15 protein-coding genes and 8 tRNA genes are annotated in these 15,627 nt (G+C 51.8%); 18 read left to right on the top strand and 5 right to left on the bottom strand.

Annotated elements, in window-relative coordinates; genetic code table 11:
• The first annotated feature begins 32 nt into the window (after positions 1–32).
• From ychF to L2725_RS02350, 11 genes are all read left to right on the top strand, one after another.
• Positions 33–1,124, top strand: coding sequence for a redox-regulated ATPase YchF (gene ychF, locus L2725_RS02300; RefSeq protein ID WP_249247448.1), 1,092 nt, complete (start codon positions 33–35; stop codon positions 1,122–1,124).
• A 541-nt stretch (positions 1,125–1,665) separates the two neighbouring features.
• A tRNA-Met gene (locus L2725_RS02305) sits at positions 1,666–1,742 on the top strand.
• Positions 1,743–1,771: 29 nt separating this feature from the next.
• Positions 1,772–1,856, top strand: a tRNA-Leu gene (locus L2725_RS02310).
• 32 nt (positions 1,857–1,888) lie between these two features.
• Positions 1,889–1,963: transfer RNA gene (locus L2725_RS02315), tRNA-Gln, on the top strand.
• 32 nt (positions 1,964–1,995) lie between these two features.
• Positions 1,996–2,070: transfer RNA gene (locus L2725_RS02320), tRNA-Gln, on the top strand.
• A gap of 2 nt (positions 2,071–2,072) precedes the next feature.
• Positions 2,073–2,149: transfer RNA gene (locus L2725_RS02325), tRNA-Met, on the top strand.
• Between the two features lie 42 nt (positions 2,150–2,191).
• Positions 2,192–2,266 (top strand) — tRNA-Gln (locus L2725_RS02330).
• Positions 2,267–2,438: 172 nt separating this feature from the next.
• Positions 2,439–2,515, top strand: a tRNA-Met gene (locus L2725_RS02335).
• A gap of 42 nt (positions 2,516–2,557) precedes the next feature.
• Positions 2,558–2,632, top strand: a tRNA-Gln gene (locus L2725_RS02340).
• A gap of 494 nt (positions 2,633–3,126) precedes the next feature.
• Positions 3,127–3,996, top strand: coding sequence for a pyridoxal kinase PdxY (gene pdxY, locus L2725_RS02345; protein ID WP_249247449.1), 870 nt, complete (start codon positions 3,127–3,129; stop codon positions 3,994–3,996).
• An 81-nt stretch (positions 3,997–4,077) separates the two neighbouring features.
• Positions 4,078–4,719 (top strand): Type 1 glutamine amidotransferase-like domain-containing protein, encoded by a 642-nt coding sequence (locus L2725_RS02350; RefSeq protein ID WP_249247451.1) that lies wholly within the window; start codon positions 4,078–4,080, stop codon positions 4,717–4,719.
• A gap of 70 nt (positions 4,720–4,789) precedes the next feature.
• Here the strand turns inward: L2725_RS02350 and gpt are convergent, their stop codons facing one another.
• From gpt to lolB, 4 genes are all read right to left on the bottom strand, one after another.
• On the bottom strand, positions 4,790–5,245 hold the full coding sequence (gene gpt, locus L2725_RS02355; RefSeq protein WP_248934261.1) for a xanthine phosphoribosyltransferase: 456 nt from the start codon (positions 5,243–5,245) through the stop codon (positions 4,790–4,792).
• 225 nt (positions 5,246–5,470) lie between these two features.
• Positions 5,471–6,418 (bottom strand): ribose-phosphate diphosphokinase, encoded by a 948-nt coding sequence (locus L2725_RS02360; RefSeq protein ID WP_115138018.1) that lies wholly within the window; start codon positions 6,416–6,418, stop codon positions 5,471–5,473.
• A 79-nt stretch (positions 6,419–6,497) separates the two neighbouring features.
• Positions 6,498–7,352 (bottom strand): 4-(cytidine 5'-diphospho)-2-C-methyl-D-erythritol kinase, encoded by an 855-nt coding sequence (gene ispE, locus L2725_RS02365; protein WP_249247453.1) that lies wholly within the window; start codon positions 7,350–7,352, stop codon positions 6,498–6,500.
• A 6-nt stretch (positions 7,353–7,358) separates the two neighbouring features.
• Positions 7,359–8,003, bottom strand: a complete 645-nt coding sequence (gene lolB, locus L2725_RS02370; RefSeq protein ID WP_249247455.1) for a lipoprotein insertase outer membrane protein LolB — start codon at positions 8,001–8,003, stop codon at positions 7,359–7,361.
• Positions 8,004–8,248: 245 nt separating this feature from the next.
• Here lolB and hemA point away from each other — a divergent pair, with 245 nt between their 5' ends.
• The 6 genes from hemA to L2725_RS02400 all read left to right on the top strand — a co-directional run bounded on the left by hemA (position 8,249) and on the right by L2725_RS02400 (position 14,190).
• Positions 8,249–9,499: a glutamyl-tRNA reductase gene (gene hemA, locus L2725_RS02375; RefSeq protein ID WP_248934264.1), complete on the top strand. Its 1,251-nt coding sequence runs from the start codon at positions 8,249–8,251 to the stop codon at positions 9,497–9,499.
• 15 nt (positions 9,500–9,514) lie between these two features.
• A complete protein-coding gene (gene prfA / locus L2725_RS02380; protein ID WP_115138014.1) occupies positions 9,515–10,603 on the top strand; it encodes a peptide chain release factor 1 in 1,089 nt (362 codons plus the stop codon).
• Positions 10,603–11,448 carry a peptide chain release factor N(5)-glutamine methyltransferase gene (prmC, locus tag L2725_RS02385; RefSeq protein WP_249247457.1) on the top strand — a complete coding sequence of 282 codons (846 nt, stop codon included), beginning with the start codon at positions 10,603–10,605 and terminating at the stop codon, positions 11,446–11,448. Before prfA ends, prmC begins: the two co-directional genes overlap by 1 nt.
• Positions 11,449–11,584: 136 nt before the next feature.
• Positions 11,585–11,980 (top strand): SirB2 family protein, encoded by a 396-nt coding sequence (locus tag L2725_RS02390; protein ID WP_115138109.1) that lies wholly within the window; start codon positions 11,585–11,587, stop codon positions 11,978–11,980.
• A 35-nt stretch (positions 11,981–12,015) separates the two neighbouring features.
• The gene (locus L2725_RS02395; RefSeq protein WP_249247979.1) at positions 12,016–12,804 is read left to right on the top strand and encodes a SirB1 family protein; all 789 of its coding nucleotides are present in this window, start codon (positions 12,016–12,018) and stop codon (positions 12,802–12,804) included.
• 129 nt (positions 12,805–12,933) lie between these two features.
• A complete protein-coding gene (locus tag L2725_RS02400) occupies positions 12,934–14,190 on the top strand; it encodes a DUF819 family protein (RefSeq protein ID WP_249247459.1) in 1,257 nt (418 codons plus the stop codon).
• Between the two features lie 161 nt (positions 14,191–14,351).
• On the opposite strand, the gene L2725_RS02405 is transcribed toward L2725_RS02400, so the two are convergent.
• Positions 14,352–14,765 carry a hypothetical protein gene (locus L2725_RS02405; RefSeq protein WP_249247460.1) on the bottom strand — a complete coding sequence of 138 codons (414 nt, stop codon included), beginning with the start codon at positions 14,763–14,765 and terminating at the stop codon, positions 14,352–14,354.
• Between the two features lie 268 nt (positions 14,766–15,033).
• Between L2725_RS02405 and L2725_RS02410 the strand changes: the two genes are divergently transcribed.
• A complete protein-coding gene (locus L2725_RS02410; RefSeq protein WP_249247461.1) occupies positions 15,034–15,600 on the top strand; it encodes an energy transducer TonB in 567 nt (188 codons plus the stop codon).
• The last annotated feature ends 27 nt before the right edge of the window (positions 15,601–15,627 follow it).

The following is a 15,627-nucleotide window of genomic DNA, read 5'->3' on the forward strand; positions in this document are numbered from 1 at the left end:
CCAAGCCGTCATTAATATAGAAAGGTAAGACTATGGGTTTTAAATGCGGCATCGTTGGTTTGCCAAACGTAGGTAAGTCAACTCTGTTCAATGCGCTGACCAAGGCTGGTATCGAAGCGGCAAACTTCCCCTTCTGTACCATCGAGCCGAACACCGGCGTGGTACCTGTACCGGATTCCCGTCTGGATGCTCTGGCTGAAATCGTAAAGCCTGAGCGTGTTCTGCCAACTACCATGGAATTCGTGGACATCGCTGGTCTGGTTGCCGGTGCTTCCAAAGGTGAAGGTCTGGGTAACAAGTTCCTGGCCAACATCCGTGAGACCGACGCTATCGGTCACGTGGTTCGTTGCTTTGACAATGACAACATTGTTCACGTCGCCAACCGTGTCGATCCGGCCGGTGATATCGAAGTGATCAACACCGAACTGGCGCTGGCTGACCTGGATAGTGTCGAGCGTGCCATTACCCGTCAGCAGAAGCGTGCCAAGGGTGGTGATAAAGATGCCAAGTTCGAAGTGGAAGTATTGGAAAAAATGCGTCCGGTTCTGGACGAAGGCCAAATGCTGCGTTCTATGGAACTGTCCAAAGAAGAGCTGGAAGCCGTTGGTTATCTGAACTTGCTGACCCTGAAGCCAACCATGTATATCGCCAACGTATCTGAAGACGGTTTTGAAGATAACCCTCACCTGGATGCGGTACGCGCCATTGCGGCCAACGAAAACGCCGTGGTTGTTGCTGTATGTGCAGCCATCGAGTCTGAACTGGCTGAGATGGATATTGAAGAGCGTGATGAGTTTATGGCTGATCTGGGTCTGGAAGAGCCTGGTCTTGACCGTGTAATCCGTGCCGGTTATGAACTGCTGAACCTGCAAACTTACTTTACTGCTGGTGTAAAAGAAGTTCGTGCCTGGACCATCCCTGTTGGCGCCAGTGCCCCTAAGGCTGCCGGTGTGATTCACACTGACTTTGAACGCGGCTTTATTCGCGCTCAGGTAATGTCTTACGATGACTTCATTCAGTACAAAGGTGAAGCGGCCTGTAAAGAAGCCGGTAAACTGCGTGTTGAAGGCAAGACCTACATCGTTAAAGACGGCGATGTAATGCACTTCCTGTTTAACGTTTAATCGCTGTGGTATTGAGGGCTGGCAGTCGCAGCGTAAGGTGAGCCGACATAGCTCTTCCAATGCCGGATTAAATGTGCGACTAAAGCTGATTGCGAATCAAAAGGAGCCCGAGGGCTCCTTTTTTGTTGGCTGACTTTTGGTCCGGTAATTATCCGAAGCAACAGACCACTATTATATAGGTGGTGAATTGACCGGCTTATATCAGTCAGTGGCAGATGACACAGATAAAGGTCTGGGGGATCTCTGTGCTGCCAGAAAGATCCCATGGGATCGGCGATGCTTTAATCAGGCGCTTTGATTGTCTGGTCAGCAGCTGTTCACCGAGTGTTAATGGAATCTGGTTTTTTCTGCTGAAAATGAAAAAATTCCACGTAAACAGCGGCTTTTTTGCCTTGTTATGCTCCTGAAATGCTCATATTGATGAGTTAATAGCCGAACGATACAATAACCGGGTTTCGGCGGAAAAAACCGGTTGACCTGTTTGGGTGGAATAAGCATAATACGCCCCGTTCCCCGCTGAGGGGGATGCAGGAAACAAAGTGGCAATGTAGCTCAGCTGGTTAGAGCACCGCACTCATAATGCGGGGGTCGCAGGTTCAAGTCCCGCCATTGCTACCATCCTTCGGGATGGGATACTAAAAGTCGCTGCGGGAGTGGTGAAATTGGTAGACACGCCAGATTTAGGTTCTGGTGCCGCAAGGTGTGAGAGTTCAAGTCTCTCCTCCCGTACCATTTTAGCGACTTGAAGTAATTAGAAGTACAGGTGGGGTATCGCCAAGCGGTAAGGCACCGGGTTTTGATCCCGGCATTCCCAGGTTCGAATCCTGGTACCCCAGCCATCTTCCTTATTTATCGTGTTTCCAATCTTGATTGGGGTATCGCCAAGCGGTAAGGCACCGGGTTTTGATCCCGGCATTCCCAGGTTCGAATCCTGGTACCCCAGCCATTGGCAATGTAGCTCAGCTGGTTAGAGCACCGCACTCATAATGCGGGGGTCGCAGGTTCAAGTCCCGCCATTGCTACCATATTTTAGTGAGTTGAAGTTTTCTTCGTCTTACGCCCAGTTTTGGGGTATCGCCAAGCGGTAAGGCACCGGGTTTTGATCCCGGCATTCCCAGGTTCGAATCCTGGTACCCCAGCCATTATTTAGTATGGTGAAATTAGCTGATAGGTTTTGACCCCGTCATCTATGCGCAGGTTAGAAGCCTGGTGCCCAAGCCATACATTAAGACCCGTCAAACGACGGGTCTTTCTGTTTCAAAGCGTTATTTGATAACACAAGCTATGTAGCCGTTATTGAAATACTCAAGCTTTGGCAATGTAGCTCAGCTGGTTAGAGCACCGCACTCATAATGCGGGGGTCGCAGGTTCAAGTCCCGCCATTGCTACCATATTTCAGTGAGTTGAAGTTTTCTTCCTCTTGCGCCCAGTTTTGGGGTATCGCCAAGCGGTAAGGCACCGGGTTTTGATCCCGGCATTCCCAGGTTCGAATCCTGGTACCCCAGCCATACATTAAGACCCGTCAAACGACGGGTCTTTTTGTATGGCTGGGGTTTTGATCCCGTCGTCTATGCCCAGGTTAGAATCCTGGTACCCCAGCCATTACATCTAAGCCTGTCCATGTTGACAGGCTTGTTTGTACCCGTTGTATTTGCCCTGGCTTAGCCCCGTCCGGGTTGCCCGACCAATATCTCTAAGTCTTACTATCTGGCAGTTTTTGCCTCTGCAGATCTTCCAGTCAGGTTTTCTTCCTGGCCATTTGAGCTGATTCGACCCTATCTCACCCGTGTTAATAGCCTGGTAATTGCTTAAGGCCGGTGAGTATCTGTCTTGTCACCTTGATTTAGATGAACACCAGATTAAAACGCGTACAACTAAACGCTCAGCGTTATCTGCAGCACTGCGCATGCTTTAGCAGGTGTTATACTTGCGCACTCGGTTGCCTGTCTGGCCCTCAATCTACAATTATTTTTTTAATTGCATACTTATAAAAGGTTTACCCATGAAGCGGATCATCTCCATCCAATCCCACGTGGTATATGGCTGCGCCGGAAACAGCAGCGCGGTCTTTCCTATGCGTCGCAGTGGCATGGATGCGCTGCCCATCAATACAGTGCAGTTTTCCAACCACACCCAGTACGCGGAAGGCTGGAAAGGTATGGTGATGCCAGCTGGCCAGATTACCGAACTGGTGCAGGGGCTGGAGAACATTAAGGTACTGGGCACAGTTGATGCGTTGCTCAGTGGTTATCTGGGCAGTGCCGAGCAGGGCGAAGAGATAGTCGCAGCCGTGGAAAAGCTGAAAGCAGCGAACCCTAATGCAATCTATTTCTGTGACCCTGTAATGGGACATCCTGAGAAGGGCTGTATTGTGGCCCCCGGCGTTTCAGAGTTCCTCAGTACCAAGGCCTTGGCTGCAGCAGATGTGATAGCGCCAAACCTGCTTGAGTTGGAAACCCTGACTGAGCGCGTTATCCATAACCTGGATGAGGCCATTGAGGCCTGCGAAAGCCTGATCGCCAAAGGTATCAAGATGGTCGTGGTAAAGCATCTCTCCCGTGCTGCAACCTCTACTGAGAAATTTGAAATTCTGCTGGTGACCGCCGAGGGTGCCTGGCTGGCAAATCGTCCTTTGTATGAGTTTGCTGCGAACAAGCAGCCTGTAGGCGTGGGTGATCTGATCAGTGGTCTGATGCTGGCCAATCTGATGGCTGGCTTCGAGCCTGTGATTGCATTTGAGCGTACCAATGCGTCTGTTGATGCCGTGTTGGCTGAAACCTTCAAGCAAAACGCCTATGAACTGCAGCTGATTTTGGCTCAGGATGCTATTGCCAATCCTGTGATTGCCGAACACGCCAAACAGGTTAAGTAAGCCCGACTATTAAAGTCATTGAATATCTGCCCCTGCGTCAGTCATGATGTGGGGGCTTTTTTATGGACAAAAGAAAGAGATATGGAACTGGTATTGTTAAGCTCGATGGAATCGAAGCATGCCTCAACAGCGGTGGCAGCGCTGAGAGCCAGACTGCATTCAGGCTCTTCTGAGATGACTGCAGCTTACATCGCCTCGCAGCCGGATCCCAACCGGGAATATTATCGGCCGGTGAAAGACTGGTATGCCAGTCTGGGTATTGAGATGAATCTCTACCTTGAGCTCGAGCAGGGCTATGATGCCCAGCTGGTAGACAGACTGCTTGCTTGCGACATCATTCATTTGAGCGGTGGCGATACTTTTCGTTTTCTCTACTGGCTTAAGCAAAGAGAGCTGTTGCCCCGGTTAAAGGAGTTTGCGCTGTCTGGCGGTGGTTTGGTGGGCTTGAGTGCCGGCGCCATGATACTCGCCCCTTCTATTGCCAGTGCCGCAGTGTGTGGTGATCGCAATGACATAGGCTTGCAGGATCCCGCAGGGGCAGGGCTGATGGAGTTTAATCTGGTGCCCCACTTACCGCTTGATGATAACCATGGCTGGCTAAGACAAGCTGATCAGTTCAGGCCAGTGGTTTTGCTGCATGATCAAGATGTATTGGCCCTGCAGGGAGAAGAGTGGGTTAGTTTTGGAGCGCCGGTGTGGAAGGTTAACGAGTCTTCTTTATAATCGGCCAGATACGAAAAAGCCGGCGCAGAGTCACTCCACGCCGGCTTTGTTGTATCAGCTCAAAGCGATATTACTTGTGCAGTGGTGCACGGAAGCTAACGCCTGTGTCCCAGGGCTGCTCAATCCAGGTGTCCTGTGGAATGTCGACGATATAGTCGTCAACCAGAGAGGCACCGGCAGGCTTGGCGCACACGGTCACAAATCTGGCTTTTGGATACAGTTCGCGGATCAGCTTGGCTGTAGAGCCAGTATCAACCAGGTCGTCTACTACGATAAAGCCTTCGCCATCACCGGGAGCCTGTTTCAGGATATTCGCTTCGCCTTTTTGATCGTGATCGTAAGAAGCGATACAGATGGTATCAACATGGCGCAGGCCCAGTTCACGGGCCAGAATCGCAGCTGGTACCAGACCACCACGGCTTACCGCAATGATGCCTTTCCATTGAGTAGCTGGCAGCAGGCGCTCGGCCAACTCACGGGTGTACATTTGCATGTTGTCCCAGGTGATTAGAAATTTCTTGCTCATGTCGCAACCTTGTCTTGGAGGGCTGGAGCCCTGTGGGTAGGGAGTATGCTAATACCAGATATTAGGTTGCGGCGTATTTTGTCCGGAAACAGGAGCGGATACAAACCCAGTTTTGCGCTGTAACTCACAGTTTTGTTAAGCAAATCCGCAAGCTTTTATCGCCAACCCCCAGAAACAAAAAACGCGCTCACAGTGAGCGCGTTTTACGATACGGGTTAAGCCGTATTAGTGTCTGAACATGGCAGAGATAGACTCTTCGTTGCTTACGCGACGAATAGCTTCAGCCAGAATAGCAGACATGGTCAACTGAGTTACTTTACCTACTTTCTGCATCTCTGGAGACAGAGGCACAGTGTCGGTGATGATCACTTCATCGATAACTGAGTTGGCAATGTTGTCAGCTGCATTGCCGGAGAACACTGGGTGAGTGGCGTAAGCAAATACGCGACGGGCACCGTGCTCTTTCAGGGCTTCAGCAGCTTTACACAGGGTACCGCCGGTATCGATCATGTCATCAACTATGATGCAGTCGCGATCTTTTACGTCACCGATAATGTGCATTACCTGAGCAACGTTTGCCTGTGGGCGACGCTTGTCGATGATAGCCAGGTCGGAATCATCCAGCAGCTTGGCTACGGCACGTGCGCGAACCACGCCACCGATGTCCGGAGAAACCACTACAGGGTTGTCCAGCTCTTTAGCCACCATATCTTCCAGCAGCACTGGGCTACCGAAAACGTTGTCTACCGGTACGTCGAAGAAGCCCTGGATCTGCTCAGCGTGCAGGTCACAGGTCAGTACGCGGTCAACACCTACGCTGGACAGGAAATCCGCTACTACTTTAGCGGTGATAGGTACCCGGGCGCTGCGAACGCGGCGGTCTTGGCGGGCATAACCAAAATATGGAATAACGGCGGTGATACGGCCGGCAGAAGCACGGCGCAGCGCATCTACCATTACGATCAGTTCCATCAGGTTATCATTGGTCGGTGCACAGGTAGACTGGATGATGAACACATCAGCACCACGCACGTTTTCGTTGATTTGGACACTGATTTCACCATCGCTGAATCGACCTACCTCGGCGTCGCCAAGTTTGCAAAATAGACGGTCAGCAATCTTCTTAGCAAGACTGGGGGTGGCATTCCCAGCAAAGAGCTTGATGTCGGGCACTGTAAGAACCTCAGGCGTTTGCTTTATTTCTGGTGGCTGGCGGTAACAAAGCGCAATTGTCACCGTCCAGATAGTTTGGTCAGAGCTGGCGCAGGCGCTGCTCCAACGGCGATATATTTATCCCTTTGGCAACAAAAGCATCAAATTCAGCAGGCATTTCAGCCAGTGCATTCAGTGCGTTTTGTTGCGTGTCGAATGAGCCAAACACACAGGCACCTGTGCCGGTCATTCTGGACGGCGCATATTCTATCAGCCACGCCAACGCATTGGCAACTTGGGGGTAACGCTCTGCGACCAGCTTCTCACAGTCATTTTGCCAGGGATTGGACATTAGCGAGTTTAATGTGAGCTTGGGCGTATTTCTTGGTAAATCAGGGTCTTGGAATACAGCTTTGGTGCATACATGGACTTTGGGGTGAATCACCAGGTACCAGGGTTCAGCCGGTGTTACCGTCTCAAGTTTCTCACCCACGCCCTCTGCCAATGCGGCTAAACCATTAATAAAAACAGGTACATCAGCGCCCAACTTTAAGCCAATAGCAGCAAGTTGCTGTTTTGTGAGGCCAGTTTGCCAAAGTGCATTGAGCGCTACCAATACCGTCGCTGCATCAGAGCTGCCGCCACCCAGGCCGCCGCCCATGGGCAGTATTTTGGTCAGCCATATCTCTGCGCCACCGCTATAACCGCTTGCTTCTTTGAGTGATTTTGCGGCTTTAAGAATTAAGTTATCGCTGTCTGGGACAAGTTCAGCCATATCTGAGTGCAGAATCAGCTCCGGTTTATCCGTCACCTTAAAGTCCATGGTGTCGCCATGATCCACAAACTGAAACAGGGTTTGCAGTTCATGGTAACCGTCTTCACGGCGGCCATTAACGTGCAGGAACAGATTTAACTTGGCCGGAGCAGGCCAGTTACGTGAAATAGTGTCGGTCATCTTGAGTTAGCTCTGAGTATTGGCCTGATCATTAGTGGGCAGCGAATTGGCTACGGGTGCAGCCGGTGCCAGCGCCTGCCAGCGGTTAATCTGTACTTTCAGCTCCATTCCCGGGCGGGATACCAGCATCAGCCTTGGAAGAACCGGATTATCAGGCTGCCAGCTTCGTACCTGTATAGTCCAGGGCTGAATGCCTGTGGCCTGCAGTTCACTGGGGCGTCCCTGGGCATCTTTTTTGATAACGGTGGCCCCTTCGAATTGGCCGGTTAGCCACAAGGGCAACTTGTCCACCGGGATACTCCAGCCTGACAGGCGATAAAGCAGGCGCTGCGGGTCATCATCTGTATAGGTATCACCATCAGCTGTCAGTTTGGTTTCCTCTGGGGTAACACTCATGGACATCAGGCTGGTGCCCAGCATAGAGGTGAGGCGCATTTCATCGCGCCTGGGGCTATGCAGCCAGTAGAGGTTGGTGCTCACCTTGTCATCAGGAGTTTTAACCAAAATCTTACCGGACAGATCCCACGCATAGGCGGCAGCCGGTTGTTTAATATCGACAGGAACCAGAGGCAAATCAGGTTTGGATACACATCCCGATAGGGCAGCGGTGACTATAATCAGCCCTGACAGCAGGGGTTTTGTGAAGCGCATCAAATTATTCGCCTATAACTGTGGTGCCAAAGTCCCTATGATAGGTCGGCTGTTTGGGATTACCAAGTCCCGACAACACGGGGAATGCTCAGCAATAAATGAGCTAATGATTTGGTTTGAAAAATGAATTGGGTTAACAACCTTTATTCGGTTTTGTTAAGCATATTCTATTTTTAACCCTGCCGATTCAGTAGAATGACCCCTATACCATCTTTTGAACGCCCAGTTTTCAGAAATAGAGTCAGATGAGTCTTGTAGCAATCGGGATTAACCACAAAACAGCCACAGTAGACCTGCGAGAGAAAGTGGCTTTCTCTCCGGACAAGATCCATGACGCGATGAAGAGTCTGGCTTGTACTACGCAAACCGGTGAGGCGGTGATTGTATCCACCTGCAACCGCACCGAGCTCTACTGTAATAATGCCTCCAGGGAAGATGTGGTGGCATGGCTGGAGCATTATCACGGACTGAGTCATAGCGATGTGGCCCCGTGCTTGTACCAATATGAAGGTCAGATGGCCGTGAAACATCTGATGCGGGTCGCTTGCGGCCTCGATTCTCTGGTACTGGGTGAACCGCAGATTCTGGGCCAGGTAAAGCAATCCTTTGCCAAGGCCAAAGAGGCCGGCACCATAGCCGTGACCATGGACCGTCTGTTCCAGAACACCTTCTCGGTGGCCAAGAAAGTTCGTACCGAAACTGAAATTGGTGCGGCTGCTGTATCCGTGGCCTTTGCTGCGGTCTCTATGGCCAAGCATATCTTCTCCTCGCTCAGTCATACCAAGGTGCTGCTTATCGGTGCCGGTGAGACCATTGAGCTGGTTGCCCGTCATTTAAAAGAGAATGGCGTTAATGAAATGGTGGTGGCCAACCGAACTTTGGAGCGTGCTCAGGGCATGTGTGAGGAGTTCAACGCCAAAGCCATTACACTGACAGAGATCCCGGATTTTCTCCCTCAGGCCGATATCGTGATATCCTCTACCGCCAGTCCGCTGCCTATCCTGGGCAAGGGCATGGTAGAAAAAGCGCTGAAGCAGCGTCGTCATCAACCTATGTTGTTGGTTGATATAGCAGTCCCACGTGATATCGAGGCGGAAGTCGCCGAGTTGGATGATGCTTTCCTGTACACAGTCGACGACCTGCAAAGCATTATTGAACAGAATATGGCCTCCCGTAAGGAGGCAGCCGAGCAAGCGGAAATCATCGCCGATGAACAGGCCCACCTGTTTATGGACTGGATCCGCTCGCTGGAATCGGTTGACAGCATTCGCGACTACCGCACCCAGAGCATGGCCATCAAAGATGAGATGGTTGCCCGCGCCCTGAACAGATTGGCGCAGGGTGGAGATGCCGAACAGGTGGTGCTGGAGTTGGCGAATAAACTGACCAACCGATTGATCCACGCGCCGACTCAGGCGCTGACAGCGGCCAGTCGTCAGGGGGACTACAACACCCTTGGACAACTGCGTACCGCGCTCGGCTTGGATAAAGAGTAAGGTTAGCCAGACACAATGAAGGATTCTGTAATCCGCAAGCTTGAAGGCTTGATTGAGCGTCATGAAGAGCTGCAGGCGCTTCTCAGCGACGCGGGTATCATTGCCGATCAGGAGCGTTTTCGCGCCCTGTCCAAAGAGTATTCCCAGTTGGAAGATGTGGTCGCCGGGTTTAAGGCGTACCAACAGGCTCAGGCTGATCTCGCGTCTGCCAAAGAGATGCTGGCAGAAGACGATGAAGATATGAAAGCCATGGCGGAAGAGGAAATTGCTGACGCCAATGAGACTCTGGAGCGTCTGGACGGCGAATTGCAGATCCTGCTGCTGCCTAAAGATCCCAATGACGACCGCAGTGCCTTCGTGGAAATCCGCGCCGGTGCCGGTGGTGACGAAGCCGCTATCTTTGCCGGAGACCTGTTCCGCATGTACAGCCGTTATGCTGAAAGCAAGCGCTGGCAGGTAGAAGTGATGAGCTCCAACGAAGGTGAGCACGGCGGCTTTAAAGAGATTATTGCCAAGTTCAGTGGCGAAGGCGTTTACGGCAAACTTAAGTTTGAGTCCGGTGGTCACCGTGTTCAGCGTGTACCGGAAACCGAATCTCAGGGGCGTATCCACACCTCGGCCTGTACCGTGGTGGTGATGCCTGAAGTGCCTGAAGCTGAAGCGATTCAAATTAACCCAGCCGACCTGAAAGTGGATACCTTCCGCTCTTCCGGTGCCGGTGGTCAGCACGTCAACACCACTGACTCTGCTATCCGTATTACCCACATTCCTACCGGTATTGTGGTGGAATGTCAGGATGAGCGTTCTCAGCACAAGAACCGTGCCAAGGCGATGAGTGTGCTGTCTGCCCGTATTCAGGCTGCAGAAGATGAGAAGCGTCGTCTGGAAGAGGAGAGCACTCGTCGTTCTCTGGTCGCCAGTGGTGACCGCTCAGAGCGTATCCGTACCTACAATTACCCACAGAGCCGGGTGAGCGATCACCGTATAAACCTGACGCTGTACCGTCTGGCTGAAGTGATGGAAGGCGCAGTTGATCTGCTGCTGGAACCAATCATTCAGGAACATATGGCCGACATGCTGGCGGCGCTGGCGGACGAGAGTTAATGTCCGGGATCAGTGTCGGCGAGGCCCTTAACTGGGCCAGTGTCCAGCTGGAGCGGGGGTCTGACTCCGCCATGCTGGATGCAGAGGTGATGCTTCAGCATGTGCTGTCGGTTTCCCGCACTTATCTGTTTACCTGGCCCGATAAAGACCTGAGTGCTGAGCATTGGCAGGCTTATATGGCTATGGTCAACGAGCGTGCCAAAGGACACCCTGTGGCCCACATTATCGGTGAACGTGAGTTCTGGTCACTGTCTTTGCTGGTGAATAACACCACACTGATCCCCCGTCCCGATACTGAAATGCTGGTAGAAACCGCCCTTAACCTTAAAGTGCCCGATAACTGCCGTGCACTGGATTTGGGTACAGGCACAGGCGCTATTGCGCTGGCATTGGCCAGTGAGCGTCCGTCCTGGCAGGTCACTGCTGTCGATAAGGTAGATGACGCCGTTGCCCTGGCGAAAATGAACCGCGACAAGTTGGCTTTGTCACAGGTTGAAGTGCTGCAAAGTGACTGGTTCAGCGCGGTGGAAGGTCGCCAGTTTGAATTGGTGGTGTCCAACCCGCCCTATATTGATGAGCGCGATGAGCATTTGTCTCAGGGGGATGTGAGATTTGAGCCACTCAGCGCACTGACAGCTGCCGATGAAGGCTTTGCCGATCTGTTCCATATTGCCACCCAGGCAAGAGCCTATCTGATTGCCGGCGGTTATCTGCTGATGGAGCATGGATATCAGCAGGCTCAAGTGCTCAGAGAGAAGCTGACAGAGCTTGGCTATCAGGATGTTGCCACAGTGCGGGATTTCGGCAGCAATGACAGATGTACTCTGGGTCGCTGGCCGGGATAATCGCCTATCAGCCTTAATTAAACGCCTCTTTTATGAGGCGTTTTTTATTGGCTGAATCCCAGTGTCCATGGGGTTTGGCATGACACAGTCACTGGGTTACACTACTGGCCCTGTTTTTGCTGATACCCCGGATGACATGGAAGCTTTTTACTCGATTTATCCAGCTGTTAAACACACCCACCTGCTACTGATAGCTGTGAGTGTTACCCTGCTGTTGGTTCGTTTTGTACTCAAGGAACGTCAGTCGCCTTTGATGGCGCGCAAATGGCTGAAGATCACGCCGCATATTGTCGATACTTTCTTGCTGCTGTCTGGCCTGTTACTGTGTGTTTTGATCAAGCAGTATCCGTTTGTGGATACCTGGCTGACCGAGAAAATCCTGGCGGTAGTCGCCTATATTTTGCTGGCCTTTATGGCTATGCGCAGTGACCGCAACCGGTTGTTCAGAGTATTTGCCCTGATAGGCGCTCTGGGCTGGATCGTGTATGCGGCGAAATTAGCTCACTTTAAACAAGCGGTATTGATTGGCTAATGTCTGAATTGTCATCTTCTGAACAAACTTTCCAGATGGACTCCCCATTGGAGACCATGGTGATTTCCCTGCCGGAAACCCCTCTTGAGATAGCTGCCCATTTGGGGCTGTCTGATCTCAAGCGTTCCACCTGGGCCTGGTATGAGATCTCTGGTGCTGTGTTGAGCCACTATCTGGTGGATCAGGAGGAGCGCTTGCAGCGGCTTATCCGCTGGTTTTACCGGGATCTGGGATTCAAGCCCAAGGAAGATTACTTTGGTGCCGACGCTGCGGACCTGGGCTTTTGTCTGCAGCACAGGGAAGGTAACTCCAGTACTCTGGCTGTGGTGCTGATGCTGCTGGCCAAACAGTTGGATCTGGTACTTGAGCCAGTGTTGTTGCCGGGTCATACCCTGCTGCTGCACCGCGTTGGCAAGCAAAGCCGCTATCTGGACCCCTTAACCGGAGAGTTTGTCAGTCGTCACTACATCCACGCACTGGTGCGTGGTGAACTGGGCAATGGTGCCCGCCTTAAAGTCACCTATTTTAAGGCGGTCAAGGTGCAAAGACTGCTGACCCGGATGATCCACGAGTTGAAGGCGGGCTGTATCGTCTCCAATCGTTTTGAAAGTGCACTTGAGTGCTGCAACCTGTTACTGCAATGGCATCCGGATGATGTACATATTCACCGCGAACGTGCATTTATTGCACAGCAGTTGGGGTGTATTACCCTGGCCGCGTCAGATTTGCAGCATTTTGTTGATCAAAATCCACACGATCCTGTGATTGAGCTGGTAAAAATGCAGTTGCGGGATTTAAGTGACCACGCCGAGACGTATCACTGATAGCTTTCAGGACCTAAAGCGCACTGTTTAAGTGCGCTTTTGCTATCAGGAGGGCACAGTCCCTCATCAGGAAGCCCGGTGTGGAACGCCGTAAGATAATAATAAAATCGCAAGGGAGAACAGCGACCTATGAGTGTTTCAGAACACCAGGCATTAATTACCAACGACGCCACGGCCATGGGCCTGTTGGCGGTTATTCTGGGATTTGTGTTTTACACCAGTTCCAGCAATCATCCATTCTGGCAAAAGTTCTATAAGTTTGTACCGGCCCTGCTGCTGTGCTACTTCCTGCCATCACTGCTAAACACCTTCGGCGTGGTCGACGGCCATACCTCTCAACTCTACTATGTCGCATCCCGCTACCTGCTGCCAGCGTGTCTGGTATTGCTTATTCTGAGTGTCGATCTGAAAGCCATTATGGGACTGGGTCCCAAAGCGGTGATCATGTTCCTCACGGGAACTGTGGGCATTGTGATTGGTGGCCCCATTTCATTGCTGATCATGTCAGCCATCGACCCCAGCCTGACAGCCGGGCAGGGGCCTGATGCGGTATGGCGCGGTATGACGACGCTGGCTGGCAGTTGGATTGGTGGTGGTGCCAACCAGGCAGCGATGAAAGAGATCTATGAGGTGGGCGGCAATATCTTCTCTGTGATGGTGACTGTGGATGTGATTGTCGCCAACATCTGGATGGCGGTACTGCTGTTTTTGGCTTCCAAAGCCAAAGAGATTGATGCCAGAACCGGCGCGGATACCTCAGCCATTGAAACGCTGAAGGAGAAGGTTGAGAAGTACCATGCTGAGAATGCCCGTATCCCCTCGTTGCGGGACATTATGTTGATCGTGGCAGTGGGCTTTGGGGTAACAGGTTTAGCGCACTTTGCGGCCGATTTCCTTGGCCCCTTCTTTGCTGAGCATTACCCACAGACCCGTGACTACAGCCTGACCTCCAAGTTCTTCTGGCTGGTGGTGATAGTGACCAGTATCGGTCTGGCCATGTCCTTCAGTCCCGCCCGCCATTTGGAAGCCGCCGGCGCATCTAAGATCGCATCTGCTTTCCTCTACATTCTGGTGGCCACAATCGGTCTGCATATGGATGTCACCAAGGTAGTAGATACCCCAATTTACTTTATGGTTGGCGTTATCTGGATGGTGGTTCACGCCGCTCTGATGTTGGGTGTTGCCAAGCTGATTAAAGCGCCACTGTTTTATATGGCGGTCGGTAGTCAGGCCAATGTGGGCGGCGCGGCGTCTGCGCCTGTTGTGGCGGCGGCTTTCCATCCGGCACTGGCTCCAGTGGGTGTGTTGCTGGCGGTGTTTGGGTATGCGCTGGGGACGTATATGGCGTGGATATGTGGGCAGATTCTCCAGGCTGTTGCCCACTAACTGCTGTTTTGCCAGGTAATCGGCACTAAAGACCCTCACTCTTTGTTGCTTCGCCCCTCATTTAGCGCTGCTAAACGTCGGGACTCGCGGCCTCGATTGAAGGTCTTTATCACTCGATTGCAGAACTGTTTATAAGCGCTCATTGGAGCGCTTTTTTGTTGTCAGAGCTCGGCTTTCCTGGCCTTGTACTTCTCTATCCTTCCAGTAATCCAGGCGGCGATAATGAGCATAAGCTCCCAACTGCCGAATACCATTGTGGCTGTTTGCCAGTGGTGGCCCATATCGCCACTGAAGTTCAGGTGGATATTGCCTGCAAGCCAGATGGAGATAGGGAGCCACAAGGTTGCCACTATGCAGGTGATGGTGCTGAGTCTGATAACAAGTCTGTTGTTGGCCAGCAGGCTGCTGAGGGCTGGCAGCGCAATAAACGTTGCTGCAGCGATAAGGTTACCCAGTGGCATGCCTCCGGGTAGCGGCCAGAGCAACAGCAGTTCCCCGCGAATCAGCACTACAGTGCCGAACAGGCTATAGCCGCAGAGCAGTCCAATCAGAAAGCTTTTTGATCTGTTTGTCATTTATCAGTGTGCGTTATGGACGTTTCATGATGATGACCAGTGACGGGGAAAGTTTCAAATGACGTTTGTGGGGGAGTTTCAGGTTTAGTTGGTCAATGCAATTCTAGACCATAGTGGTAGGGCGCTGTTGTAGGTTAGGTGGTATTCATATAAGTGGGTTCACAGTAAAAGGAGGCTGTCTATGCCGTTCGAATTACCACACCCACTATCACACTTAATGTCACACCCACTGCTTGTCAGGGCTTTGATTTTTCTGTCGGCTTTATTAATGACGTTGTTGATGTTCGTGTTTATGGCGTCTTTGGTAAATAACCAATTTTCTGAGCCTGAACCTCAAGTCGATGTCGGTCCTTTGGTAATGACTTACTCTCCGCCACCGGTAAAGCCTATAGAGGACAGGCCAAAGCCTGAGGAGATGCCGCCGGTATTAAAAGTCCCCAATACCGGAGTGACCGGGACTTTTGTTAAAGGGCCCGAGGTTATCAAACCAACAAACCTGCTATTGAATGACTTACCCCAATTACCGCCTGCCACACCAAGAGAGAGTCGTGGCGGCGGAGATATGATGGCGATACCTATGGTGCAGATTGCACCTGAATACCCCATTGCTGCTTTACAGGCGGGTAAAGAGGGTTATGTGGTGCTGAGCTTTGATGTGCGGGCCGATGGCTCTGTTCACAATATCCGGGTTGAAGATGCCGAGCCCAAACGGATCTTCAATAAGGCTGCAAAGAGTGCACTCAAACGTTGGCGTTACCAGCCCAGAGTTGTTGATGGTCAGGCTGTTCCTCAGCCTAACCAATTTGTTAGGCTGGACTTTAAAATGGATCAGTAACAAAAATGGGCCGACAGGCCCATTTTT

Origin of the sequence: Shewanella corallii (genome assembly GCF_023349125.1) — a bacterium.
Taxonomy (GTDB): Bacteria; Pseudomonadota; Gammaproteobacteria; order Enterobacterales; family Shewanellaceae; genus Shewanella; species Shewanella corallii.

Excerpts from the sequence above, each read along its gene's own strand:
- ychF (WP_249247448.1), top strand. The coding sequence starts at position 33 with ATGGGTTTTAAATGCGGCATCGTTGGTTTGCCAAACGTAGGTAAGTCA.
- pdxY (WP_249247449.1), top strand. The coding sequence starts at position 3,127 with ATGAAGCGGATCATCTCCATCCAATCCCACGTGGTATATGGCTGCGCC.
- L2725_RS02350 (WP_249247451.1), top strand. The coding sequence starts at position 4,078 with ATGGAACTGGTATTGTTAAGCTCGATGGAATCGAAGCATGCCTCAACA.
- gpt (WP_248934261.1), bottom strand. The coding sequence starts at position 5,245 with ATGAGCAAGAAATTTCTAATCACCTGGGACAACATGCAAATGTACACC.
- ispE (WP_249247453.1), bottom strand. The coding sequence starts at position 7,352 with ATGACCGACACTATTTCACGTAACTGGCCTGCTCCGGCCAAGTTAAAT.
- lolB (WP_249247455.1), bottom strand. The coding sequence starts at position 8,003 with ATGCGCTTCACAAAACCCCTGCTGTCAGGGCTGATTATAGTCACCGCT.
- hemA (WP_248934264.1), top strand. The coding sequence starts at position 8,249 with ATGAGTCTTGTAGCAATCGGGATTAACCACAAAACAGCCACAGTAGAC.
- prfA (WP_115138014.1), top strand. The coding sequence starts at position 9,515 with ATGAAGGATTCTGTAATCCGCAAGCTTGAAGGCTTGATTGAGCGTCAT.
- prmC (WP_249247457.1), top strand. The coding sequence starts at position 10,603 with ATGTCCGGGATCAGTGTCGGCGAGGCCCTTAACTGGGCCAGTGTCCAG.
- L2725_RS02390 (WP_115138109.1), top strand. The coding sequence starts at position 11,585 with ATGGAAGCTTTTTACTCGATTTATCCAGCTGTTAAACACACCCACCTG.
- L2725_RS02395 (WP_249247979.1), top strand. The coding sequence starts at position 12,016 with ATGGACTCCCCATTGGAGACCATGGTGATTTCCCTGCCGGAAACCCCT.
- L2725_RS02400 (WP_249247459.1), top strand. The coding sequence starts at position 12,934 with ATGAGTGTTTCAGAACACCAGGCATTAATTACCAACGACGCCACGGCC.
- L2725_RS02405 (WP_249247460.1), bottom strand. The coding sequence starts at position 14,765 with ATGACAAACAGATCAAAAAGCTTTCTGATTGGACTGCTCTGCGGCTAT.
- L2725_RS02410 (WP_249247461.1), top strand. The coding sequence starts at position 15,034 with ATGACGTTGTTGATGTTCGTGTTTATGGCGTCTTTGGTAAATAACCAA.